The sequence below is a fragment of the uncultured Cetobacterium sp. genome, from assembly GCF_947072685.1.
GTDB lineage: Bacteria > Fusobacteriota > Fusobacteriia > Fusobacteriales > Fusobacteriaceae > Cetobacterium_A.
This window is the reverse complement of the sequence record NZ_CAMTIK010000007.1, coordinates 72,515-97,576: the sequence shown is the minus strand read 5'-3', so window position 1 is coordinate 97,576 and position 25,062 is coordinate 72,515. Positions and strand designations below refer to the sequence as shown.

The window sequence follows — 25,062 nt, the reverse complement described above, 5'->3', positions numbered from 1 at the left end:
AAGGTTCTCAAGTATGAGGACCTTTTTTGTTGCTTTATAGGTATAGTTAAATTAAGGTGAGTTTTTTTAAAGATTTGATCATTAGTGGAATACTTACACCTAAACATAATAATTCAGCAATCGGAGTAGCAAGCCAAATACCTATATCTCCAAGTATAATTGGAAGACTAAAAAGAGGGATCATAACAAATATTATAGATCTACCACAAGAGATAAAAGCTGACTCAAGAGGCTTTTCAATAGAGGTATGAAAACTACTAGAAATAATATTGATAAAAGATAGTAGGTAAGTAAAAGTAAAGAAAAATATTACATCATTAGTTAAGGAAGCAAGTTTTTTATCTCCATTAGAAAATATATTTATTAAGCTTTCACCAAAAATTTGCATAGCAATAAAAGCGACAATTCCAATAGCAGCCCCAGATTTTAAAGATATTTTAAGGACATCTTTTATTTTATCTATTCTTTTAGCTCCAAGATTGTAGGAAACAATTGGTTGAAGTGCTTGAGAAAGACCGTATAAAGAGATATTAACTATTGAATTTACATAAAAAACAATACTTAAAGCTGAAATTCCCAAAATCCCAATATTTTTCATAACAATAATATTAAAGATAAAAGTTGTGATAGCAGATGATACGGTAGTCAACATTTCAGAACTACCATTGTAAAAAATGTCTTTGACATCGTTGAGAGAACCAGCTAATTTCCCAAATTTTATATGTGGAATAAGAGTCAGAGCTCCTAGCATATTAGCAAAACAAGTAGCAATTGCAGCTCCTTCCATTCCCATTCCAAGTTGAATTATGAATATAAAATCTAAAAAAACATTTCCAATAAAGCAAACTAATGCACTGATAAAAACTTGATTGGGTTTTCCTGCTATTCTAATAAATGTTTCTGTAAATATAGGCATGTTAAAAAATACAGAACCTGCAACCAATATAGAAAGATAGTTTTTGACATAAGGATAGATTTCCTCAGTAACTCCTAATAGGCTTGTAACTGATTTGAAGTTAATCAAAACCAATATAGATAAACTAAGTAAAACAGAAAAAAATAATACCAGAGTTAAAGTTGTTAATCCTTCAGCTTTAGTGATATTCTTATTACCGGAAGCTATTCCAACAAGAACCCCCCCACCAACGCAAATCATAAGAGCGATACTTAAAAATAAGTTTATCAGAGGCATTGAAAGATTAACTGCAGCCAATCCAATAGATCCGATACCTTTGCTTAGAAAGATTCCATCGACAATCATTTGCAAAGATACAATAAGCATGCCTAAAATACTGGGTATAGCAAATTTAAAAAATAATTTTTTAACACATCCATTTTCTAATGTGATATTTTGTGCCATTGTTGTCTCCTTTTATAAAAAAAATTTATTTATTTATTTAAGTGTTATATGATATTATAAACTATATACTTTAGTATATAGTCAAGGAGGGAAAATGAAAAATAGGTATAAAACTTCAGAATTAGCTAAAATCTTTAATATATCTAAGCAGACCCTTATTTTTTACCACAAAAAAGAGATTCTAGTTCCTGATTATATAGATGATGAGAATGGATACAGATATTATTCAAATTCACAAATTTGGGATTTATTTTTTATAATAGCTTTAAAAGAAGCAGGATTTTCTTTAGAAGAGATAAAAAAATATAGTAGAGTTAAAAAAGTAGTTGAAAATATAGAATTTTTAGAAGAAAAAGTGGATGATATAGATGAAAAAATAAGTGAACTAATGCGAAGTAAAAAAATAATAAAGGAAAAAATATTATGTTTAAAAGAGATGTCAAGCAATTTGGAAGAGAAAATAAAACATGTAAGAAGAGCAAAAGAGAAAGTGTTTTTCATAAAACTGAAAAATCCTTTCGATGAGGGAGAAATAGCAGAAACTTACGATAAGCTAAAGCGAATATGTAACAAAAATAATATAAAAGATATAGTTTTTATTACAACAGTAGGGATAACTAAATTTCAAAAGATAAAAGATTTACCGTTAGAAAAAATAGGAATTCTTTTGCCTAATGAATTAAATATGGAGGGACAAGAGTATATTCAAGAGGGTGAGTATATCTCGCTGAAGCATAAGACAACGTTTGATATGATAGACTTGACATATCAAAATTTAATAAAGTATATACTCGAAAAGGGGTACGAGATAATGGGGGATTCGATTGAGATAGGAAATGAAGTGGTCATACCGATGGAAAATGGTTTTGGAGGGATTATAGAGATTTTTATACCTGTAAAAAAAATTGAAAAAATTGAGTAATTAGGTTATTCTATTTATAGCATAAAAATAAGGAGAGGTTATGGATACTAAAAAAGCAAGAAAGAAAAAAGCGATGGGGTTAGAAGGAGTAATTTGTATATTAGTTTTATCAAGCTTAATATACCTGTTGTCAAGTAAAATGGGTGGAATAAACATGATAAATACAATTATAAAAACGGCACATGATTTGTTATTAAATACCGTATTTTTTATAATGGGAGTTTCTGTTATAGCGGGGGCATTCGCAGGGATACTATCCGAGTTTGGTGTGATAGCTATTTTGAATAAAATGTTATCCCCACTTATGAGACCTCTGTATAGATTGCCTGGAGCAGCAGTTTTAGGAATACTTACGACATACATATCTGATAATCCAGCAATTTTAAGTTTATCTGCAGATAAGGGATTTACTAAGTATTTTAAAAAATATCAGCTCCCTGCATTAACAAATTTAGGAACATCTTTTGGTATGGGTTTTATAGTATCAACATTTATGATTGCTCAGAGTGGAAGCATGGGCGAGAACTTAGTACTTCCAGTTATAATAGGAAATTTGGGAGCATTTGCAGGAAGTATAGTAAGTGTGAATCTTATGATAAACTCCACTAAAAAAATATTCCATGAAAATGGAAATGATTTGGAAGAAAGTTCAACATCAGATTTCTTGAACTATAGAGAGATAAGAGATGGAAATGTATTGGAAAGATTGTTAGAAGCTCTTTTAGAAGGTGGAAAAAATGGTGTACAGATGGGAATGGAAATTATACCAGGAGTACTAATAATTTGTACAACAGTTCTATTGTTGACAAATGGACCTACAGTAAATGGTTATACAGGTGGGGCTTATGAGGGAATAGCACTATTACCTTATATAGGAGAAAAGTTACAATTTATACTGAAACCACTGTTTGGATTTACAAGTGCAAAAGCGTTAGCTTTTCCAATAACATCACTAGGTGCAGTAGGTGCAGCATTAGGATTAGTCCCTCAGTTTATAGCAGATGGGGCAATAACCTCAAGAGAGATTGCTGTTTTTACAGCAATGGGAATGACATGGAGCGGTTACTTAAGTACTCATGTTGCTATGATGGATAGTTTGGGATACAGAAAATTGACAGGAAAAGCTATATTTAGTCATACAATAGGTGGAATTGTAGCTGGAATCACAGCTAATATTCTATATACAATTTTTATATAGGAGGACAATACTATGAAAAGAGATTATAAAATTGATTTACATATACACACAAATGTGAATCCCCACGCTTTTAGTACTTTGGAAGAGAATGTAAGGGCTGCATCTAAAAAAGGAATGGATGTGATTGCTATAACAAATCATGGGCCAGCTTTGCCAGATACACCTCATTGGTGGCATCTTGTAAATATTGCGATACTTCCTGAGTATATTGAAGGGGTTAGAGTTTTAAAAGGAGTAGAAGCAAACATATTAGATGAAAATGGAAAGTTGGATATAAATCAAAATATTTACGGAAGAATGGATATTATTTTGGCAGGATTTCATACAGTGAATGAGTATGAAGATATAGATAACATCACTAAAAATACTAACGCCATATTGAATTTGATAAAAAGTCAAAAAGCTGATATAATAGTTCATCTAGGTAATCCAATTTTTCCTGTGGACTATGAAAAAGTAGTTAAGGCTGCAAAAGAAAACAGTGTAGCTTTGGAAATAAATAACACCTCTTTAGGTACAATAACAAGAGCGGGCTCAAGAAAAAATTGTAAAAAGATGTTAGAGTTAGCTAAAAAAGAAGGGTGTTATATAGTATTAGGATCGGATTCACACTATTCTGACCATATAGGTGAGTTTACAAATGCAATTAAACTTATAGAGGAAGTAGGATATCCCGAAGAGTTAATATTAAATAACTCAGTGGAAAACCTTGAAAAATTTTTAAAATTAAGAAAAGGGTTAAGACCGAAAGAGATTAACACTTAAGTTTAGGAGGAATTAATGAAAAAAAATAGAGTTTGCGAACTATTAGGAATTAAATATCCAATAATCCAAGGAGCTATGGCTTGGATATCGGACGGAAATTTAGCAGGACACGTTTCTAAAGCTGGTGGACTAGGAATAATTGCTGGTGGAGGAATGCCGCCAGAAATATTAAGACAAGAGATAAAAAAAGCAAAAGCTATAACAGAAAATCCATTTGGTGTTAATTTAATGCTTATGATGGAAAGTGTAGCTGAACAAATAGATGTATGTATTGAAGAGGGTGTAAGGGTTGTTACAACTGGAGCCGGAAATCCAGGAGTTTATATGGAAAAGCTAAAATCAGCTGGAATAAAAGTTATACCAGTTGTTGCATCGGTTGCTCTTGCAAAAAGAATGGAGAAAATAGGTGCGGATGCAATTGTTGCTGAAGGATTAGAAGCAGGAGGTCATATTGGTGAAATAACAACAATGGCTTTAGCTACACAAGTGGCAAGAGAAGTTTCTATTCCTGTAATAGTAGCTGGTGGTATAGCTTCGGGAGAACAATTCTTAGCAGCTTTATCTTTAGGAGGAGAGGCAATTCAAGTTGGAACAATTTTTATTGTTGCTGATGAGTGTAATGTTCATGAAAACTATAAAAAATTAGTACTGAAAGCTAGAGATAGATCAACAGTGACAACTGGAAATTATACAGGGCATCCAGTGAGAGTTTTAAATAATAAATTTTCAAAAGCAATTTTAGAATTAGAGACAAAGGGAGCCTCTAAAGAAGAGATTGAAGAGTTAGGAAGAGGAAAGTTAAGACTTGCTGTTGTAGAAGGGGATATAGAGCAAGGAAGTGTTATGTCTGGACAAGTTGCTGGAATGGTAAAAGAGGCTTTAAGTTGTCAAGAGATTGTGGATAAGCTAATGTCAGAATTAAAAGTTGAAAAAGTAAAATTAGATGAAAAAATTTCAACTATAATTTTTGAATAAAATAAAAAATGGGGTGGAGAAATCTACCCTTTTTATCTAAAATAACAAATTAGGGAGAGGATAAGTATGTTTAAAAGAGTATTAGAAACTACACAGTATTTAGAAAATAGAGTTGAAAATAGACCAAAAATTGCAATAATATTAGGATCAGGTTTGGGTGGACTTGTAGACTATATTGAAAATAAAGTAGTTATTCCTTATGAAGAGATTCCAAATTTCCCAGTATCTACAGTAGCAGGTCATGCTGGAGAGCTTGTATTTGGAACTATTAATGGAATTGAGGTTCTTGTGATGAAAGGAAGATTTCATTACTATGAAGGATATGATATGAAACAGGTAACTTATCCACAATATGTATTCAAACAGTTTGGAATAGAGACAATGATAGTTAGTAATGCTGCAGGTGGAGCAAATAAAACTTTTAAACCAGGAACATTAATGATTATAAATGATCATATAAACTTTTTTGGGACAAGTCCATTGATAGGAAGTAATGATGAAAGATTTGGACCGAGATTTCCAGATATGTCAGAAACTTATAGTAAAGAATTGATAGATACAGCTAAAAAAACAGCTAAAAAATTAAATATAGAATATAGAGAAGGAGTTTATTTAGGATCTTCAGGGCCAGCGTATGAAACAGCAGCAGAAGTGAAGATGATGATGACTATGGGTGCCGATGCCGTAGGAATGTCAACTGTACCAGAATCAATTGTAGCAAACTACTTGGGTATAAAAATACTAGGTATTTCTTGTATAACTAATATGGCGACAGGGATTGCCACAAAACCTCATTCTCACGAAGAGGTAATGGAAATAGCTAACCAAACAGGAGCAAAATTCTGCAATTGGATTGCAGAGACTGTAAAAGAGTTATAAAATATTAATTTTCACAGGAGGAATATTATGAAGGCAGCATTTTTTGATATTGATGGGACAATTTACAGAAATTCACTATTGACAGAGCATTTTAAAAAACTTATAAAATATGAACTTTTAGATATAAGGGAATATGAACTAAAAGTAAAAGATGCTTTTAAAAAGTGGGATGAAAGAGTTGGTGATTACGATAAGTATTTGGAAGAAATTACAACAACTTATGTAGATGCTATAAAAGGATTATCACTACAATATAATGATTTTATTTCAGATCAAGTGCTTGAATTAAAGGGGAACAGAGTTTATAAATTTACAAGAGATATGATAAAATGGCATAAAGAACAAGGTCATAAAGTAATTTTTATATCAGGAAGTCCAGATTTTTTAGTGTCAAGAATGGCAGAAAAATGGGGAGCAGATGATTTTTGTGGTTCAGTTTATCATTTTGAAGATGGAAAACTTTCAGGAGAGATATCTCCAATGTGGGATTCTAAAAATAAAATGATAGCAATAAATAATTTTTGTGCAAAATATGATATAGACCTATCAGAAAGTTATGCTTATGGTGACACAAATGGAGATTATAGTATGTTAAGTCTTGTGGGAAATCCAAGAGCAATTAATCCTTCAAGAGAACTTTTAGAGAAAATAAAAACTGATTGTAAATTGAAAGATAAGACTGAAATATATGTTGAAAGAAAAGATGTTATATATAAAGTATCTTCCGATGTAGAGATTTTATAAAAAAAAACTTGACTTTTATACAAAAAAGTTTTAATATCTATTAAAATATAAAAATAATTTTTTAAAAAAGGAGGAAGTTATGTTCATAAATTTCAATAATAATAATAATTGTAATAATAATAATAACAATAATTATAATTTCTTGAAATTTAAAAAATGTAATTTCCATTAATCTAAAATAGAGAAAAGTTTATATTGAATTTTAAATAGATATACCTTGTACAGGTATGGTGTATTTTATTAATTAGAACTCTCAACTATTCCAGAAATAATGGATTGTTGAGAGTTTTTTATTTTTATAAAATCTTAGGAGGTAGAATTATATGTATAAAGCAAAATTGGATATTATGGAAACAGAGAGAGCGATAAAAAAAGTGAAAGATTTTTTTGAAAGGAATTTAGCAAAAAGATTGGATTTAACAAGAGTTTCGGCACCGTTATTTGTGACGCCACAAAGTGGATTAAATGATGATTTAAACGGAAAAGAAAGAGCTGTGTCATTTGACACTAAATGTAAGCAAGATGCAGTTATTGTGCATTCACTTGCAAAATGGAAAAGAATGGCTCTTCATAAGTACGGGTTCGAGCATGGGAAAGGACTCTATACAGATATGAACGCTATTAGAAGAGATGAGGATTTAAGTCCAATACATTCGTATTATGTCGATCAATGGGACTGGGAGAAGGTTTTAAAAAAAGAGGAGAGAACAACAGAAAATTTAAAGATGATTGTAGAAAAAATATATAGTTCTTTGAAAGATACAGAGTTATATATAAGAGATATTTATCCAGAGTTATCGGAGAAACTCCCTGAGAAAATAACTTTTATTACTTCGCAAGAGTTGGAAGAGCTATATCCAGAATTAACGTCTAAAGAAAGAGAACATACATATGCAAAAAAATGTGGGGCTATTTTTATAAGTGAAATTGGAAAGGTTTTAACTTCTGGAGAAAAGCATGATGGAAGAGCACCAGACTATGATGACTGGGATTTAAATGGGGATATAATAGTTTACTATAAGCCTTTAGATATAGGGTTGGAGCTATCATCAATGGGAATCCGTGTATCGGAAGAATCTTTAGAAAAGCAATTGAAAATTGCAGATGCAGAGAATAGAAAAGAGTTGGAGTTTCATAAGAAATTATTAGCTGGAGAGTTACCGTACACAGTGGGAGGAGGAATAGGACAGTCAAGATTATGCTTATTCTTTTTAGATAAGTTACATATAGGTGAGGTTCAAGCATCACTTTGGTCAAAAGAAATATTGGAAGAGTGTAAAGAAAAAAACATTCCACTTTTATAAATAAAATAAACTTGTTTTTCTTGCTTTGAAAGGTATATAATTATAGTATGAATTAACTACCGGAGGTGAGAGGAATAAAAGAGATAATAAATAAATTAGCAGAAGAAAATTTTTTAGAAAAAGAGCAATTAGAAGAGTTACTAGAAAAATTAAATGAAGAGACAAGAGATTATTTGATTAAAAAAGCATATAATATTAGAACTTTAAATTATAGCAACCATGTTTTTTTAAGAGGATTGATAGAGATTTCCAATATCTGTAAGTGTGATTGTCATTATTGTGGAATAAGGGTTTCAAATAAACAAGTAAGTAGATACAGATTGTCTCCAGATCAAATTTTGGAATGTTGTAATAATGGCTATCATTTAGGGTATCGAACATTTGTACTTCAAGGTGGAGAAGATAGTTATTTCACTGATGAGATTTTAATTGAAATTATAAGAAAATTGAAAAAAGAGTATAAAGATATAGCAATAACACTTTCTTTAGGAGAGAGAGGAAAGGAGTCTTTTAAAAAACTATATGATGCTGGGGCCGATAGATATCTATTGAGACATGAAACAGCGGATAGAGAGTTATATAAAAGACTTCATCCAAATATGAGTTATGAAAAGAGATTGGAGTCATTGTATGATCTAAAAGAGATTGGCTACCAAGTAGGAAGTGGCTTTTTAATAGGCTTGCCTGGATTAAAATTAAAAGACTATGCCAAGGATTTAATTTTATTGAAGCAATTAGAGCCTCATATGGTGGGAATAGGTCCATTTATTCCACATATAGCTACGCCTTTGAAAGATGAAGTTGGTGGGAATTCATATGATACAATAACTCTTTTGGCAATAATAAGGTTACTTTTACCACATGTTCTTTTACCAGCTACAACCGCTTTAGGAACAATAGATTCTAAAGGAAGAGAAAAAGGATTTAAAGCAGGAGCAAATGTAATTATGCCAAATCTATCTCCAATGGATTGTAGAAAAAAGTATTCTTTGTATGATGGGAAAAAATTTTTAGATAATGAGTCAGCAGAAGAAAAAGTTAGGATTGAAAAAAGCATACTAGATTCGGGATTTGAACCGATATTGACAAGGGGTGACAATATTAAATGGAAAAGGAAATAAATTTTATCGATCAAGAATATATAGAGCGTTTAATTTTAGAAGCTAAAAATACATCTTCAGAAGAGATTGAAAGAATATTGAAGAAAGCAAAGAATAGAGAAGGACTAACTCATAAAGAGGTGGCATCACTTTTAGAGATAAGCGACAAAAACCAAAAGAAAGAATTATATAATATAGCTGGGGAACTAAAAAAAGCTATTTATGGAAATAGAATTGTTGTATTTGCACCTCTTTATGTGAGTGATTACTGTGTTAATAACTGTACATATTGTGGATATAAAAGAGATAATAATTTTTCAAGAAAAAAACTAACAAGAGATCAAATTCAAAAAGAGGTTAAACTTTTAGAAAAAATGGGGCATAAAAGATTAGCTTTAGAGCTGGGAGAGGATCCAGTAAATGTACCAATAGAGTATACACTTGAAGCGATAGATGCTGTTTATAGTACTAAGTTTGAAAATGGAGCCATAAGAAGAATAAATGTCAATATAGCGGCAACGACGGTTGAAGATTATAAAAAATTAAAAGAAGCAGAAATAGGGACATATATATTGTTTCAAGAGACATATCATAAACCTACATATGAAAAAGTACATCCCAAAAGTTTAAAAGGGAATTATGAATACCACTTAAATGCTTTCAATAGATGTATGAAAGCTGGAATTGATGACGTAGGTGCAGGAGTTCTATTTGGATTGTCTAATTATAAATTTGAAATAATAGCTTTAATGTTGCATAATGAATATTTAGAAAAAACGATGGGGGTTGGATTTCATACTATTTCAGTTCCCAGAATAAAAAAAGCTGAAGGAATGAGCTTAGAAGAGTATCCACATCAAATAGATGACGATACATTTAGAAACATTGTAGCGATTTTGAGATTGGCAGTTCCTTTTACAGGGATGATACTTTCGACAAGAGAAACAGCTGAACTGAGAAAAGAGCTTATAAAGTATGGAATATCACAAGTAAGTGCAGGATCATCCGCTGATGTTGGTGGCTACACAGATAGAGAAGAGGGGAAAACACAAACTCAATTTGAACTGGCAGATCACAGAACACCATTAGAAATATTGAAAGAACTTTTAGATGAAGAGTTTATTCCAAGTTATTGTACAGCATGTTATAGAATGGGAAGAACAGGAGATCGCTTTATGCAACTAGTTAAAAGTGGAAATATTCAAAATGTATGTTCTCCCAACGCACTTCTAACTTTAATGGAGTATGCTATGGATTATGGGGATAAAGATTTGTTAGAAAAAGTTGAACAGGTTATAGATAGAGAGATTTTAAATATAGAAAGAAAAGATATAAAAGATTTAACTTTAGAGAAGTTAGAAAGAATAAAAAAAGGAGAGAGAGACCTTTACCTATAGGAGGAGTTAATGAAGAGTACACCTAATTCAAATAGATTACATATTGGAATTTTCGGAAAAACAAATTCAGGAAAGTCCTCTCTTTTAAATGCTATTGTTGAGCAGGAGATATCAATAGTTTCCAATGTTGCGGGGACAACAACTGATACTGTAACAAAAGCAATGGAGTTTTTACCATATGGACCGGTACTTTTTATAGATACAGCAGGTTTAGATGATGAAAGTGAACTTGGTGAGCTGAGAATGAAAAGAGCGATTCAGGAATTAAAAAGAACAGATTTTGCCTTACTTGTAATGGATGTAAATGCCATTGATATGGCTTTTTATAAAGATCAAGAACTCACTTTTAAAAAGTATAACATACCATTTGTATTAGTTTTGAATAAATGTGAGGATTTAACAGATGCTAGTAAGTATATTATAAAAAAAATATTTCCTCATGGAATATTTATATCAACTCAGAATAGAGAGAGTATATTAAATTTAAAAGAGAATATTTTAAAAGAGATTCAAAAGGAACAGGAAGAACCTAAACTAATAAGTGATATTATCCCTTATAATGGGAAAGTGATAATGGTTATCCCAATTGATTCAGAAGCACCAAAAGGGAGATTAATATTACCACAGGTTCAACTTTTAAGAGAGTGTTTGGACTCAGGAATAAAAAGTTATGTGGTCAGAGATACAGAATTAAAAAGTGCGCTAGAAGATATCTCGGATGTAGATTTAGTGATAACTGATTCACAAGCGTTTAAAAATGTAGAAAAAATAGTGGGGAATAAAGCGAAACTGACAAGTTTTTCCATTATTTTTGCAAGGCAAAAAGGAGATTTAAGGGATTTAGTTAGTGGAGTAAAGAAACTTTCAAAACTAAATCATGGAGATAAAATATTGATTTCTGAAACCTGTACTCATAATACATCACATGAAGATATAGGAAGAGTAAAAATTCCAAAACTTATAAGAAATTACAGTGGAAAAGAGCTGGAATTTGAATTTGTGGCGGGAAAAGATTTTCCAGAAGACCTATCTAAATATGCAATGGTTATCCATTGTGGTGGATGTATGATAAATAGAAAGTTGATGCAAAGCAGAATTGATGAAGTCAAAAGTTTAAAAGTACCAATAACAAATTATGGCTTGGTTATTGCTGAAGTAAATGGAATATTAGATAAGGCTGTAAAAGTTTTTAGATAAGTAAACCCCTTCATTAAAGATATTTTAATGGAGGGGTTTATTATTTTATAGTACATATTAAATAAATATATAATAAGTGCTATTGACTTTAAGCCATTCATTGGGTAATATAAGTATCACTTGAGAAGTTGAAAAATTAAATAGGAGGTCCAAAATGATTTTTAATCCAGTAATACTATCCGTTACTACTATGATTGTGCTAAGTTTATTAAAATTAAATGTTATTCTTGCAATATTAGTGGCGGCATTAGTAGCAGGTGTAACTTCAGGAATTGGAGTAAGTGAAACAATGAGAACACTTATTGGTGGAATGGGAGGAAACTCTGAAACTGCACTTAGTTATATTTTGTTGGGTACTTTAGCAGTTGCTATTAATAGCACTGGAGTAGCCGCACTTTTATCAAAGAAAATTTCAAAGGTAGTCAGTGGAAAAAAATGGATATTGGCTATGATTATAGCTACAATAGCATGTTTTTCTCAGAATTTGATACCAGTTCATATAGCTTTTATACCAATTTTGATTCCACCATTATTAAAATTGATGGATGAATTAAAAATGGATAGAAGAGCAATGGCTTGTTCCTTGACTTTTGGATTAAAAATGCCATATATAGTTCTTCCGGTTGGGTTTGGATTGATATTTCATGGAATAATCCGAGATCAAATCATAAGTAATGGAATGAATGTTCAGTTAGATCAAGTTTGGAAGGCGACTTGGATTTTAGGGGTTGCAATGTTTATAGGTTTATTGATAGCTGTTTTTATAAGTTATAGTAAACCCAGAGAGTATAAAGATTTAACAGTTGGTGGCATTGTGGAGGAGATTCCAGAAAAGATGGAACTAAAACATTGGTACACATTGATGTCTGCAATAATTGCATTTGGAATTCAGTTGTATACAGGTTCATTACCTTTAGGTGCAATTGTAGCAATAGCTTTTATGGTTGCAACAAAAGTTATTAAATGGACAGATATAGATAATTTAGTGAGTGGTGGAATTGGAATAATGGGGCTTATAGCTTTTATAATGCTAGTAGCAGCAGGATATGGAAGTGTAATAAGAGAAACAGGGGCTATCTCTGGATTAGTTCAAGGTGTCGTTGGAGTAGTGGGTGGAAGTAAAATGATGGGATCTTTTGTAATGCTTTTAGTTGGATTGTTTGTAACCATGGGAATCGGAACTTCTTTTGGTACAATTCCAATACTAGCGGCAATCTATGTACCATTATGTATAGAGTTGGGAATTTCACCTTTAGGAACAATTGTTTTAATAGCTTGTGCAGGTGCATTGGGAGATGCAGGGTCACCAGCTTCAGATTCAACATTAGGACCAACTGCAGGATTAAATGCTGATGGACAGCATGATCATATAAGGGATACTTGTATTCCAACATTTATGCACTATAATATACCACTTATAATTGCAGGAGTTATAGGCGGAGTACTATTCTAAAAGGAGGCAGATTGATTTGGAACTACTTATGGGGAACAAAAGATTAAGTTTAGAGGATTTGATTGATGTAACAAGAAGAGGCTATAAGGTGAAGGTATCAGAAGATGCCAAAATGAAGGTAGCTAAGGCGAGAGAATTAGTTGAAAGATATGTAAATGAGGGAAAGGTATCTTATGGAATAACAACAGGTTTTGGAAAGTTTTCGGATAAAGTTATTTCAAAAGAAGAAACAGCCACATTACAAAGAAATTTAATCATTAGCCATTCATGTGGAGTTGGAAATCCATTGCCTTTAGATCAAGCTAAAGGAATAATGGTCCTTAGAGTAAATAATTTGATACAGGGCTATTCGGGTGTAAGGCAAATAGTGATAGATCTATTGGTTGATATGATAAATAAAGATGTAATTCCTTATATACCAGAAAAGGGTTCTCTGGGTGCTTCAGGAGACTTAGCCCCACTTTCTCATATGGTTTTAGTTATGTTAGGAATGGGAAAAGCTTACTATAATGGAGAGTTATTAGAAGGGAAAATAGCTTTGAAAAAAGCGAAGTTAAAGCCGTTGGATGAATTGTCTTCTAAAGAGGGATTAGCACTTATAAATGGAACTCAAGTGATGACATCAGTTGGAGCTCATGCAGTCTATGATGCTATTAATTTGATGAAACATCTAGATATAGCTGTCGGACTGTCAATGGAAGCATTAAATGGAATTATTTGTGCGTTTGATCCTAAACTTCAAGAAGTTAGAGGACATTTGGGACAGATTAAAACCGCAAAAAATATAAAAAAAATATTAAAAGATAGTAGCTCTATAACAAAACAAGGAGAACTTAGAGTTCAGGATCCATATAGCCTAAGATGTTCACCACAAGTACACGGAGCAAGTAAAGATACGTTGAACTATGTAAAAGAAAAAGTTGAAATAGAAATAAATGCAGTGACTGATAATCCTATAATTTTTCCAGATGAGAATGAAGTTTTATCTGGGGGGAATTTTCATGGGCAACCTATGGCGCTTCCGTTTGATTTTTTAGGGATAGCTTTAGCTGAAATGGCTAATATTTCTGAAAGAAGACTTGAGAGATTAGTGAATCCAGCTTTAAATAATGGATTGCCAGCATTTTTAGTAAAAAATGGAGGAGTAAATTCAGGATTTATGATTGTTCAGTATAGTGCGGCTTCCTTAGTTTCAGAAAATAAAGTTTTAGCTCATCCAGCATCTGTAGATTCAATACCATCATCTGCAAATCAAGAAGATCATGTTTCTATGGGGACTATAGCTGCTAGAAAAGCTTATGAAATTTTAGGTAATGCAAGGAAGGTTATAGCTATGGAAATACTGACAGCATGTCAAGGTATTGATTTAAGAGATGTTCGAAAATTAGGGAAGGGAACAAATGAAGCTCATACTCTGGTGAGAGAATTGGTAGAGTACTACGATGCAGACAGAGTTATGTATATAGATATTGAAAAAGTGGAAGAACTTATAAAGACAAATAAAATTGTTGAAAAAGTAGAGGAGAATGTAGGTATTTTAAAAATCTAATTCAAACTTGGAGGAAGAGATGAGAAAGTTAGTACAGTGTGTGCCTAATTACAGTGAAGGAAAAGATTTAGAAAAAATAGAAAAAATAGCGGCTCCATTTAAAAACAATAAAAATATTAAGTTTATGGGTTGTGAGCCAGATGCAGATTATAACAGAACAGTTATAACTGTAATTGGAGAACCAGATGATATAGTAAAAGCAGTTGTAGAATCTGTTGGAATAGCTACTGAATTAATAGATATGAATTTTCAAAAGGGTGAGCATTTAAGAATGGGAGCAACAGATGTGATTCCATTTATTCCTATAAAAGATATCACGATGGCTGAGTGTATTGAGTTATCGAAAATTGTCGCGAAAGAGATATGGGAAAATTTCAAAATCCCAGTTTTTTTATATGAGGAGTCGGCAACAGCTCCGAATAGAGTTTCTTTACCCTCTATTAGAAAGGGTGAATTTGAAGGGATGGGAGAAAAATTAAAACTGGATGAATGGAAGCCAGATTTTGGAGAAAGAGTTCCTCATTTAACAGCGGGAGTAACTGCGGTTGGAGGAAGAATGTCTCTTATAGCTTTCAATATTAATTTAGATACAACTAATGTAAATATAGCTAAAGAAATTTCTAAGGCTATAAGATTTTCTAGTGGTGGTTTTAGATATATTCAAGCGGGTCCGGCGGAAATAAAGGAAAAAGGATTTGTTCAAGTTACTATGAATATAAAAGATTATAAGAAAAATCCGATTTATAGAGTTTATGAAACTGTAAAAATGGAAGCTAGAAGATACGGTGTGAATGTTTTAGGAAGTGAAATAATAGGTGCGGTTCCAATGGAGGCTTTAGTAGATTCAATGGAATACTATTTAGGTTTAGATGGATTTAAAATAGATAAGGTAATAGAAAATGAGTTGTTGAAGTAGAAAGTATGGGGTGAGTTTATGAATGCAGATTTGATAGTTTATAATATTGGGCAATTAGTTACTTCTAAAGAGCTTTTAATACCTAATGACGGGGAAAGTTTGATGGAAAATATAGAAATAATTCAAGGTGGATATTTAGCCGTATCTGGAGGAGAAATAATAGGAATAGGAAAAGGTGATGTCCCTTCAAAGTTTGTAAAATTTACAACAAAATTAATTGATGCTGAAGGGAAAGTTGTTACTCCAGGATTAATAGATTCTCATACTCACTTAGTGCATGCAGGGTCTAGAGAAAATGAGTTTTTAGACAAAATTCAAGGAGTACCGTATCTAGAAATTTTAGAAAAGGGTGGTGGGATACTAAGTTCTGTAAAATCTACTCAACAAGCTACAGAGGAGGAACTGGTTTTTAAGGCCAAAAAAAGTTTGAAGAGAATGCTAGGATTTGGAGTCACAACTATTGAATCTAAAAGTGGATATGGATTAGATAGGAATACAGAGTTAAAGCAACTCTACGTGAACGAAAGATTAAATCATGAGCAAGAAGTAGAAATTGTCTCGACATTCATGGGAGCTCATGCTCTTCCAAAAGAGTTTAAAAATAATAGAGAAGGATTTATAGAATCTGTTATTGCGTTATTGCCGGAAATTAAAGAGAAAAAATTAGCAGAATTTTTTGATGTCTTCTGTGAAGAAGGGGTTTTTTCAATAGAAGAAAGCAGAAAAATGTTGTTAGAAGCGAAAAAAAATAAATTAAAATTAAGACTACATGCGGATGAAATTATAAATATAGGTGGAGCACAGTTAGCAGTTGAAGTTGGTGCGTATTCAGCAGATCATCTTATGGCTATAAGTGAGAATGGAATTAAAGCATTGAAAAATAGTAAAACTATAGCAAATTTACTTCCTGGGACATCATTTAGTCTAAATAAAGAGTATGCTCCTGCAAGAAAAATGATAGATGAAGGAGTTCAAGTAGCACTTTCAACAGATTATAATCCAGGATCATGTCCAACAGAGAATTTACAATTAATCATGCAAATAGCTGCATTGAAATTAAAAATGCGTCCTAAAGAGATATTTAAAGCTGTAACTATAAATGCAGCGAAATCCTTAGGAAAAGATAAAAAAATAGGGTCTTTAGAGATTGGAAAAAAAGCAGATTTTGTAATTTTTGATGCCAATAATATAGAGTATATACTTTATCATTTTGGAATTAGTCATACAAAAAAAGTGTTTAAGGGTGGATGTTTAGTTTTTAAAAAGTAGGAGGATATGATGAAATTACTAGATTTGACAGTGGAAGAGTTTCTAAATGAAGTAGATTCTAAAAGCCCAGCTCCAGGAGGTGGATCGGTATCAGCATTGGTATCGGCGTTAGGGTGTACATTAGCAAGAATGGTAGCACATTTAACCTTTGGAAAGAAAAAATATAAAGAGCTTTCAGATGAAGATATAGAAATTTTTGGAAAAGCGTTCAATGAAATAGGGTACGATAGAAAAAAATTAGAAGAGCTCGTAGATAGAGATACGGAAGCTTATAATTTAGTGATGGACGCATACAAGCTTCCAAAAGAAACGCAGGTGGAAAGGGATACAAGAGGTCAAGCTATAGAAAATAGCTTGAAAATGGCTATTAAAACTCCACTAGATATTTGTAGGTTATCAGAAAAAACTTTAAAAAATTTGAAATATATATTAAAATATGGGAACAAGAATGCAATTACAGATTTGGGGGTCTCAGCCATATTGTTATACTCAGGAATTGAAGGCGGAATATTAAATGTAAAGATAAACCTATCAGCTTTGCCAAATAGCTCATATAAAGAGGATATCATTAAAGAGTTGAATGAGCTGGTTATAGCTTCAGAAGAGGTTAAAAAAGAGATATTAGAGGCTGTAAATCAAAATTTGTAGTGAAGTGACACTTTTGTGTCACTTTTTTTTAAGAAAAGGGGAGTTATAGATGATAAAAATAGGAATTATAGGAACGAGTAAAATTAGTAATCAATTTATAGAAGCAGCATTGAAAGTTAAAGGTTGCTCTATAAGAACTATTTATTCAAGAAGTTATGAAAAGGGAAAAGAGTTTGGAGATATATATGGAGTAAATCATATTGTAACAACTCTGGATGAATTAGGGAAAAGTGATGTGGATATGGTTTATATTGCTAGTCCAAATTCTCTTCATTGCTCTCAAGTTATAGAGCTTTTAAATGCAAAAAAAAATATTCTTTGTGAAAAACCAATGGGTCTAAATGAAAAAGAAATTGATGAAATGTTCAATGCAGCTTATAAAAATAAAGTTACCTTGATGGAAGCAATGAAAAATACATTTCTACCAAATTTTAAATCTATTCAAGATAATATCCATAAAATAGGTATTGTGAGAGGATTTATTGGAAATTTTTGTCAATATTCTTCTAGATATACAGATTTAAAGAATGGGAATTTGACAAATATATTTGATCCGAAATTTGGAGGAGGTGCTCATTTAGATATAGGAGTTTATCCGTTATACTTTGCGTTGAGATTATTTGGGATTCCAATTTCATCAACAGGTAGAGATTATCTTTTAAATAGCGGAGTTTCTGGGATAGGAAATATTGTATTGGAGTATAAAAATATGATAGCAAGTATATTTTATTCAAAAATAACAAACAGTTATATAGGAAGTGAAATTCAAGGTGAGAAAGGTTGTATCGTAATAGATAGTATTTCTAATATTAAAAATATAAAAATAATCTATAATGACGCTTCTGAGGAGATAATAACTGTACCTCAAGAAGAGAATAGCATGATATATGAACTAAAAGGTTTTTTAAAATTAATTGAGGAAAAAAAGGTAGAATCCGAAATAAATACTTGGGAGCTATCTAAAAATGTAGCGAAAATAATGACAAAATAAATTGGTCTATCCAAAAAGTAAATTTTTTATATTTTACTTTTTGGATAGCCATTTTTTATATTTTAGTCTAAAATTTCAAGCGAGGATTTTCCTAATATATTGAATGTTATAGAGATCCTATTTTCATTTAGAGAAACATCCATAATTTTTAAGTCAGAAATATTTGTTTTGAGATGAACATTTTTATCAACTTCAATGTATCCTAATTTTTGTTGAAGGAAATCTTTCGCTAAATTTATTTCTTTTGAAGTATTGAAAGAAAGATAGTTTTCAATAATATTTTTTCTGATTTTATTTTTAAACAGTTTATTGGCAATACTTAACATGAAACTATTTGTCTCTAAAACATAGTCAAAATTTTCACTGGAAAGAGTTTCAGTGTTGGCATCAAAATTAGGTTTAATAGTTGCTTTTATTATACCTGTTGGTTTTAAAAAATTTAAAATAGAAACTGAAAAATCACTTGTTATGTAGAGTTCATTATTTAAATTTGAAAGTGCAATATTATCTATATGGGAATATACACCAGGAATAACTTTAAAATTTTCTTTTGGAAGATTCTTGTTGATTACTTCATTCAAAGAGCTGTATGAAGATGAAACAGGTAAAAAAATATTAAAGTTATTGTCAACAAATCCAAAATTTATAGGAGGGAGTGCTGTTAAATTTAAAGGCGAGGGTTTCTCACCAAAATAAAGTTGTATCTGAGCATCTGCGCCAACTTTTATTCCTAGTCGATCATCTGTTGAAACTAAGTCAGAATATCTAGCTGAATTTAGATTTGCTGTAAGCCAAAGATTATATTGTGGATTTATGAGGATAGGTTCTTTTAGTTGTAACCAATATTTTTCAACGAGTTCTCTTAGGTTAAAAGATGATATTTTAGAATCTAGGTCCTTCGTAGCTACTTTAAGTTTAGAAACAACACTTTTTTCTAAACTATCAGCAATATTGATATCTGTTTTTAATTTTAAACCATAAACATTTAAAGTTAAAGGAATAGTATTGTTTGAAATATTTAAAAATGGGGAGCTATAAGACTCGATAGTCCAATTCGGAGTAATACTAACTCTACTTTTAATCCCAGCATCTCCATCTAAATTGATTTCTGTGCCTTGTTTTTGTTTGTTCCAATTTGCTTTAAAGAGACCTGTAAAATTAGTGACAGCTTGAACCTCTTGTCCTTGAGCACTAAAAACAATAGGAGTTCTGTTTATTTTATATGCCCACATGAAAGATTCTGAAAATTGTGAAAACTTCTTATCTACAGCCCCAAGAATATCTAAACCAACAGATAAAAGGTTATTGTTATTACCAGCAAAAATTTGAGTTCCAGAACCGGAATCTTCAATGGTGTTTGGAAGTTCTTTGTTTATAATATTTTCAACTATAGATTTTTTTAAAGAAATATCTATATCAATTTTAGAGGTTGGATTTTCTATAGAGTAGAGATTAGATGAACAGATAGCTAAGATTAAAAATATAAAATAATGTCTTTTCATTTTTTATCCTCCTTATTAAATAAAAAAGTAAGAAGCCCCCTTTTTGAGGCTTCTTTTTAGTATAAATTATCTGTGAGTTTTAATTTTAGGGAAATATTTAGTATGTAAAAGCTCATGTGCTTTTCTACTCAATGGATAGTCCAAGTACTTGTCGTAAATAGCTAAAACTTGAGGATTTTCATGAGATCTTCTGTGCTCTGACATCTTATCAATGTTATTGAGCCCCTCCGCTCTTTTTTCAAGCGTTATCTGTTTTTTAATGGCTTTTGGTTGCCCACCACCACCAATACATCCACCTTTACATGCCATGATTTCAATAGCGTGATAGAATTCATCCCCGCTTCTTATTTTATCTAGCATCTTTTTGGCTTCTTCTAAACCATGAGCAATTCCGATTCGAAGTTCAATATGTCCAATTTTAAGGTCACAACTTCTAAATCCATCCCATCCTCTAAGAGCTTCAAATTCAATATTTTCAATTCTTTCTCCGGTAATCATTTCAATAGTAGTTCTAGTTGCGGCTTCAATAACCCCTCCTGTTCTACCAAAAATAATACCAGCCCCTGAATACTCTCCAAGAGGATTATCAAACTCTTCATCCTCAACTGTGGCTAGATCGATTTCAGTTTCTTTAAAGATTTTAATAAGTTCTCTAGTCGTTATAACGTAGTCAGTATCATAGTTATCCCCTCTAGAAAATTCTGGTCTAGCAGCTTCATATTTTTTTGCTAAACAAGGCATCAAGGCAACAGTTGTAACTTGGTCTCTCTTATAACCTTTATCTTTAGCCCAGATATCTTTAGCTATTGTTGAGAAAATTTGCATGGGGGACTTAACTGTAGATGGGATATCTAGCATATCTGGATAGCTCTGCTCTATAAACTTAACCCAAGCAGGACAACAAGATGTTAGGATAGGCAATCTAACGTTATCATCTCCTTTAAAAAAGGCTTCAAGTCTATGTTGAAACTCAGTAGCTTCTTCCATAATTGTTAAATCAGCAGCCCAAGTAGTATCAAAAACATAGTCAACTCCTAACATTCTAAGAGCTCCGTTGATTTTCTTTTCGATATTAGTTCCAGCTTCAAAACCAAAAGCTTCTCCTAAAGCGACTCTTACTGCTGGGGCCATCTGAGTAAGAACAATTTTTCCAGGAGTAGCTAAATCTCTAAGAAACTTCAAACTGTTATCTCCTTCATTGATTGCATTTACAGGACAAACAGCAACGCACTGACCACAGTGAGTACATCTTTCGATATCAATATGATGTCTTTCTTTTAACTTTCCATCGATACAATGAACTGGACAAACTTTTGAACAAGCAGTACACCCGATACATTTACTAGTTATTCTAAATCTTACAAGCTGTGGACATTCACCTGTATAACATCTGTGTTCTTCAATATGTTCTTCAAACTCTTTGTAAAAAGCATCTATAGTTTCTTCTATTAGGTTATGCTTTTGATTGGTAGAATCTTTTATAAGTTGTGAAAGCTGTCTTAGAAGGTATATATCCCTCATATTAGCCTTTCCTTTAGATATTCTATCTAGAACCCTCCAAGATCTTTCGATTTCAAATTTAGCTATAAGGTACTCTCTGTATTCACCTTTTGAAAGTTTACCCAAGATGAACTCAGTGTAATATTTTGCAAATTGAACCATACAACTTTCACCGGATAAAATAATAAGTGTTTTAGGATGGTTAGAATCAAAATAATGCTCGAAATCAACAATTTTGTTTAAATCATCTTTTGTTGCAAACCCACCAAAAGGTAGACCAAACTGTGCAGCTTTAAAATCTTTACCCAGCTTCATTCCACCAGCAAGGTCAATAATACTTTTTAGAGTTGCATTCTCAGGAATTTCGTATATACCAGGATTGTTAACTTTTCCTGAAATAGTTATTAATCTATTGTCACCAATAAGGCCACCCATCAGGTCACTTTCCATGAAAACTGATCCGAGAGAAGTTCTAAGTAAATTTTGTTTCTTGTTCATAAACACTCCTTTTAATCTTTATAATTTTTTAATATATTTTTAAAAAGTTTAAATTTACGACTACTTATATCCAGTAAATTAGGTTCATCTCCTTGATTGTTCAAGAAGTTAGCTATAATGTTTGGAATTGTATCTGTTTTAAAATGTTTTGCTTTTGCAAGAATTTTAAAAGCACCGGGATTATTCAAGAAAACAGCTATATATAGAGGATTATCAAAATTGAAATTGCACCTTAGAAAAATTTTAATAAATTCATCTGTTTTTTCCCTAGACATTTTCATATTTCCCAAACAATAAAGAGGAACTAAATCCTTCCCCTTTATAAAAGATGTTAAATTTCCTCCAAGCATTAAAATCATGTCAAACAGGACAGGGTCCTCTTTTAAAATAAGAGCTCTATGCAGAGGGGTTAATTTATCTTTTTTTCCAAAACTATTTATATTTTTACCTAAAATAATATCCTCTAGCTCCAAAATTTTATCTTTAAAATTAGGAAGGTTTCCAAAATTTTCTGAAAGTAAACCCATTCGAGCAGTCCTTATTCCTGTTTCATTATTTAAAGATTGAAAAATAAGTAAAGCATCGTTGAATTTATTCATCTTAAGCAATAAATCCCCAACAAAATTTGAATCCTTTTTTTCTCTAAAAAAGTTGAGAATTTTTTGAAGTTCTTTGGGAGTAAAAATATTATCTTCAATTCCTATTTTAATTCCCTCTTTTATTTCTTTCTCCTTATATGAAATTCCAAATTTTTTATTGCATTCAACCGCATCTAAAAACAAAGAATTTTCAATAGAAGTATCTATAATTAGTTTCTTATAATAGTTTTGTTTTCCTTTTAAATTTGTTGAATTTATTTTTTTTATTGCATTTTTAAATAAAAATGCAGAGATATCTTTTTCAATTTCTCTTTCAAGAATCCATGTGGGTTCACCAGCTTTTTCAAAAGCGTATTTGGCCTCTTCAATTTTTTCGAGTTTAAAGAGTTTAATCCCTTCTTTTAGCCACTCCGATTTTTCTTTTTTAGAACTTTGAACCTTTTTATCAATAACTATATTATTGTTTGGAGTTAAGAAATCATGGAGTTCCTTTAAAATAATATTAGAATTAATATTTTCCTCCATAATAATAAGTTTTTCTTGAGCTCGAGTGATACCAACGTAAAACATATTGAAATATTTTCTATATCTCTGATCATGTTTTGCTTCTTTTGAAAAGATTTTATTCCATTGCATCTGGTAAGCTGAGGATAAATTATAGCAAATGATATTATTATACTCCAAACCTTTAATCTCTTGAATAGTAAAAATTCTATGTTTATTTTTTAGCTTATCTAAAAGATTATTTTTAACAGTTTCATCGGGAACAACAATGGCATAAGTTACATCATTTTGTGCATTCTCAATAAGTGTGAGGTCAATTTGTGTGAGATTAACTTCTCCATCCTTATGGATGGAAATCTCTTTATAGTCATCAATTCCTAAATTTCCAATATATGTGGCTCTAAGAGTGGAAAAATAATTAGCTAAATCAACGATTTTCTTTCCACTTCTATAATTTTTAGAAAGAATTTTAATATTAATATTTTTTTTAAACTTTGAATAAAAAAGATTTCTAATTCTTTCAAAATTAAAAAAGGTTGAATTGACCATTTGATGAATATCACCAGCTAAAAACACACTATCTTTAGATTTAGCAAAGGAGATTAAAGAAAATATTTGAAGTTCCGTTAAATCTTGAATCTCATCTATTATGATAAAATCAAAGCTCAACTCAATATTTAATGCCAGTCTTGCTAAGTCATTCAAATCAAAAAAGTTATTGTTTTTTAGCCATTGATTGTAATTTTGGCAAATTTGATATACAGCTATTCTATTCTCTGTATTCAAAATAGAATACTTCAGACTTAAATTTAAATAGTCATCCAGTTCAATGGTTGATTTAGATGTGTCCCTATTCCAATTGTCAGCAATCCCTTTAACCATAATCCCTTTAATAATCCCATTGATTTCAGAATAGATTTCTTCTTCAGAAATCCCTAATTTCTTTCGATTTGGATAGGAAAAATTTAAAAAAGAATGAAACTCTTTAAAACCAACAATGCTATTTTGAGAAATTTCTAGATGTTGTGAAAAAAAACTTTTAAGAGTATAAAACACACCAATATTTGGAGAAGAGTTATTTCGAAACTCAAGGTATTGGTCAAAAGAATTATCTTTAAGATATTGATTAGCGGTTAGATAAAGAACTTGACTGTAGTTATAAATTGAGCGATTTTCTTCCAAATTTAAAAGTTTTCTAAGAGTAAGGGTACTCTTTCCACTTCCAGCACTTCCAGCAACAAAGTATGGAGGTAAATCACTAAGACAGTTAAACTGTTCATCATTTAAATAATAGTATTTAAACTTTTTATTGTGGAAATTTTTAGAGAAATCTTCATCGTCTAACATTTCATAGGTGATTAAATTGTTCCAGTTGAAATAGTCCTCATCTAAAGTTTCGATATTATCTTGGCTATCAAATGTAATAAATTCTTTTAAATTAGATGTCTGTAGCTCTTTTCTTTTAGCTTTTTTGATAGCGTTATCATGAGAAGAGAAAAGTAGAAAGATAATATTACCATTGATTTCTCGTGAAAAATTATTCAATAAAAAAAATATTCGATCACCACTATCAACTCTAAATTCAAAGAGAGATGTAGTTCCTTTAATTTTTTTTATCCAAAATCCTTTTGGTAAATCGAATGATAAGAGTTTATTTTGTTTTATTGTATTGTAAAAATAATAGAGTCTATTTAAAACTTTATTGTTTTTTTCATAAGGTATACTTTTAAAGAAATAATCTGTAATTAAAAATTTCATAAATCTACTCCTAATGTTTGACCTGATTAGATGG

At 31.1% G+C, this 25,062-nt stretch carries 20 protein-coding genes; 16 read left to right on the top strand and 4 right to left on the bottom strand.

The genetic code is table 11. The annotated features are described in order from the left end of the window. Positions 1–46: 46 nt before the first annotated feature. Positions 47–1,360 carry an MATE family efflux transporter gene (locus Q0V67_RS03995; protein ID WP_297597258.1) on the bottom strand — a complete coding sequence of 438 codons (1,314 nt, stop codon included), beginning with the start codon at positions 1,358–1,360 and terminating at the stop codon, positions 47–49. 94 nt (positions 1,361–1,454) lie between these two features. Between Q0V67_RS03995 and Q0V67_RS03990 the strand changes: the two genes are divergently transcribed. The 16 genes from Q0V67_RS03990 to Q0V67_RS03915 all read left to right on the top strand — a co-directional run bounded on the left by Q0V67_RS03990 (position 1,455) and on the right by Q0V67_RS03915 (position 18,667). After that, complete coding sequence (locus tag Q0V67_RS03990) at positions 1,455–2,282, top strand: MerR family transcriptional regulator (protein ID WP_297597257.1); 828 nt, start codon at positions 1,455–1,457, stop codon at positions 2,280–2,282. Between the two features lie 40 nt (positions 2,283–2,322). Continuing rightward, positions 2,323–3,480 (top strand): hypothetical protein, encoded by a 1,158-nt coding sequence (locus Q0V67_RS03985; protein WP_297597256.1) that lies wholly within the window; start codon positions 2,323–2,325, stop codon positions 3,478–3,480. Between the two features lie 12 nt (positions 3,481–3,492). Next, complete coding sequence (locus Q0V67_RS03980) at positions 3,493–4,245, top strand: phosphatase (protein WP_297597255.1); 753 nt, start codon at positions 3,493–3,495, stop codon at positions 4,243–4,245. Positions 4,246–4,260: 15 nt separating this feature from the next. Then, positions 4,261–5,220 carry a nitronate monooxygenase gene (locus tag Q0V67_RS03975; RefSeq protein WP_297597254.1) on the top strand — a complete coding sequence of 320 codons (960 nt, stop codon included), beginning with the start codon at positions 4,261–4,263 and terminating at the stop codon, positions 5,218–5,220. 66 nt (positions 5,221–5,286) lie between these two features. Continuing rightward, positions 5,287–6,099, top strand: a complete 813-nt coding sequence (locus tag Q0V67_RS03970) for a purine-nucleoside phosphorylase (RefSeq protein WP_297597253.1) — start codon at positions 5,287–5,289, stop codon at positions 6,097–6,099. 27 nt (positions 6,100–6,126) lie between these two features. Next, complete coding sequence (locus tag Q0V67_RS03965) at positions 6,127–6,843, top strand: HAD family phosphatase (protein ID WP_297597252.1); 717 nt, start codon at positions 6,127–6,129, stop codon at positions 6,841–6,843. Positions 6,844–7,166: 323 nt separating this feature from the next. Next, positions 7,167–8,147: an aspartate--ammonia ligase gene (gene asnA, locus Q0V67_RS03960; RefSeq protein WP_297597251.1), complete on the top strand. Its 981-nt coding sequence runs from the start codon at positions 7,167–7,169 to the stop codon at positions 8,145–8,147. 65 nt (positions 8,148–8,212) lie between these two features. Then, a complete protein-coding gene (gene hydE, locus Q0V67_RS03955) occupies positions 8,213–9,268 on the top strand; it encodes a [FeFe] hydrogenase H-cluster radical SAM maturase HydE (protein ID WP_297597250.1) in 1,056 nt (351 codons plus the stop codon). After that, positions 9,253–10,644: a [FeFe] hydrogenase H-cluster radical SAM maturase HydG gene (gene hydG, locus Q0V67_RS03950; protein ID WP_297597249.1), complete on the top strand. Its 1,392-nt coding sequence runs from the start codon at positions 9,253–9,255 to the stop codon at positions 10,642–10,644. Before hydE ends, hydG begins: the two co-directional genes overlap by 16 nt. Positions 10,645–10,653: 9 nt before the next feature. Continuing rightward, on the top strand, positions 10,654–11,841 hold the full coding sequence (gene hydF, locus Q0V67_RS03945) for a [FeFe] hydrogenase H-cluster maturation GTPase HydF (RefSeq protein WP_297597248.1): 1,188 nt from the start codon (positions 10,654–10,656) through the stop codon (positions 11,839–11,841). Positions 11,842–11,995: 154 nt separating this feature from the next. Further along, entirely contained in the window at positions 11,996–13,294 is a 1,299-nt protein-coding gene (locus tag Q0V67_RS03940) for a Na+/H+ antiporter NhaC family protein (RefSeq protein ID WP_297597247.1), read from the top strand. Positions 13,295–13,310: 16 nt separating this feature from the next. Continuing rightward, positions 13,311–14,843: a histidine ammonia-lyase gene (gene hutH / locus Q0V67_RS03935; RefSeq protein WP_366938434.1), complete on the top strand. Its 1,533-nt coding sequence runs from the start codon at positions 13,311–13,313 to the stop codon at positions 14,841–14,843. 19 nt (positions 14,844–14,862) lie between these two features. After that, on the top strand, positions 14,863–15,759 hold the full coding sequence (ftcD, locus tag Q0V67_RS03930; protein ID WP_297597246.1) for a glutamate formimidoyltransferase: 897 nt from the start codon (positions 14,863–14,865) through the stop codon (positions 15,757–15,759). An 18-nt stretch (positions 15,760–15,777) separates the two neighbouring features. Next, positions 15,778–17,028, top strand: a complete 1,251-nt coding sequence (gene hutI / locus Q0V67_RS03925; RefSeq protein WP_297597245.1) for an imidazolonepropionase — start codon at positions 15,778–15,780, stop codon at positions 17,026–17,028. A gap of 9 nt (positions 17,029–17,037) precedes the next feature. Next, positions 17,038–17,676, top strand: a complete 639-nt coding sequence (locus Q0V67_RS03920; protein ID WP_297597244.1) for a cyclodeaminase/cyclohydrolase family protein — start codon at positions 17,038–17,040, stop codon at positions 17,674–17,676. Between the two features lie 49 nt (positions 17,677–17,725). Continuing rightward, positions 17,726–18,667: a Gfo/Idh/MocA family oxidoreductase gene (locus tag Q0V67_RS03915; protein WP_297597241.1), complete on the top strand. Its 942-nt coding sequence runs from the start codon at positions 17,726–17,728 to the stop codon at positions 18,665–18,667. A 62-nt stretch (positions 18,668–18,729) separates the two neighbouring features. Here the strand turns inward: Q0V67_RS03915 and Q0V67_RS03910 are convergent, their stop codons facing one another. From Q0V67_RS03910 to Q0V67_RS03900, 3 genes are all read right to left on the bottom strand, one after another. Beyond that, entirely contained in the window at positions 18,730–20,169 is a 1,440-nt protein-coding gene (locus Q0V67_RS03910) for a DUF4403 family protein (RefSeq protein WP_297597239.1), read from the bottom strand. 66 nt (positions 20,170–20,235) lie between these two features. Continuing rightward, positions 20,236–22,167 carry a [FeFe] hydrogenase, group A gene (locus Q0V67_RS03905; RefSeq protein WP_297597237.1) on the bottom strand — a complete coding sequence of 644 codons (1,932 nt, stop codon included), beginning with the start codon at positions 22,165–22,167 and terminating at the stop codon, positions 20,236–20,238. Between the two features lie 11 nt (positions 22,168–22,178). After that, entirely contained in the window at positions 22,179–25,028 is a 2,850-nt protein-coding gene (locus Q0V67_RS03900; protein ID WP_297597234.1) for a UvrD-helicase domain-containing protein, read from the bottom strand. Between the last annotated feature and the right edge of the window lie 34 nt (positions 25,029–25,062).

Excerpts from the sequence above, each read along its gene's own strand:
- Q0V67_RS03995 (WP_297597258.1), bottom strand. The coding sequence starts at position 1,360 with ATGGCACAAAATATCACATTAGAAAATGGATGTGTTAAAAAATTATTT.
- Q0V67_RS03990 (WP_297597257.1), top strand. The coding sequence starts at position 1,455 with ATGAAAAATAGGTATAAAACTTCAGAATTAGCTAAAATCTTTAATATA.
- Q0V67_RS03985 (WP_297597256.1), top strand. The coding sequence starts at position 2,323 with ATGGATACTAAAAAAGCAAGAAAGAAAAAAGCGATGGGGTTAGAAGGA.
- Q0V67_RS03980 (WP_297597255.1), top strand. The coding sequence starts at position 3,493 with ATGAAAAGAGATTATAAAATTGATTTACATATACACACAAATGTGAAT.
- Q0V67_RS03975 (WP_297597254.1), top strand. The coding sequence starts at position 4,261 with ATGAAAAAAAATAGAGTTTGCGAACTATTAGGAATTAAATATCCAATA.
- Q0V67_RS03970 (WP_297597253.1), top strand. The coding sequence starts at position 5,287 with ATGTTTAAAAGAGTATTAGAAACTACACAGTATTTAGAAAATAGAGTT.
- Q0V67_RS03965 (WP_297597252.1), top strand. The coding sequence starts at position 6,127 with ATGAAGGCAGCATTTTTTGATATTGATGGGACAATTTACAGAAATTCA.
- asnA (WP_297597251.1), top strand. The coding sequence starts at position 7,167 with ATGTATAAAGCAAAATTGGATATTATGGAAACAGAGAGAGCGATAAAA.
- hydG (WP_297597249.1), top strand. The coding sequence starts at position 9,253 with ATGGAAAAGGAAATAAATTTTATCGATCAAGAATATATAGAGCGTTTA.
- hydF (WP_297597248.1), top strand. The coding sequence starts at position 10,654 with ATGAAGAGTACACCTAATTCAAATAGATTACATATTGGAATTTTCGGA.
- Q0V67_RS03940 (WP_297597247.1), top strand. The coding sequence starts at position 11,996 with ATGATTTTTAATCCAGTAATACTATCCGTTACTACTATGATTGTGCTA.
- ftcD (WP_297597246.1), top strand. The coding sequence starts at position 14,863 with ATGAGAAAGTTAGTACAGTGTGTGCCTAATTACAGTGAAGGAAAAGAT.
- hutI (WP_297597245.1), top strand. The coding sequence starts at position 15,778 with ATGAATGCAGATTTGATAGTTTATAATATTGGGCAATTAGTTACTTCT.
- Q0V67_RS03920 (WP_297597244.1), top strand. The coding sequence starts at position 17,038 with ATGAAATTACTAGATTTGACAGTGGAAGAGTTTCTAAATGAAGTAGAT.
- Q0V67_RS03915 (WP_297597241.1), top strand. The coding sequence starts at position 17,726 with ATGATAAAAATAGGAATTATAGGAACGAGTAAAATTAGTAATCAATTT.
- Q0V67_RS03910 (WP_297597239.1), bottom strand. The coding sequence starts at position 20,169 with ATGAAAAGACATTATTTTATATTTTTAATCTTAGCTATCTGTTCATCT.
- Q0V67_RS03905 (WP_297597237.1), bottom strand. The coding sequence starts at position 22,167 with ATGAACAAGAAACAAAATTTACTTAGAACTTCTCTCGGATCAGTTTTC.
- Q0V67_RS03900 (WP_297597234.1), bottom strand. The coding sequence starts at position 25,028 with ATGAAATTTTTAATTACAGATTATTTCTTTAAAAGTATACCTTATGAA.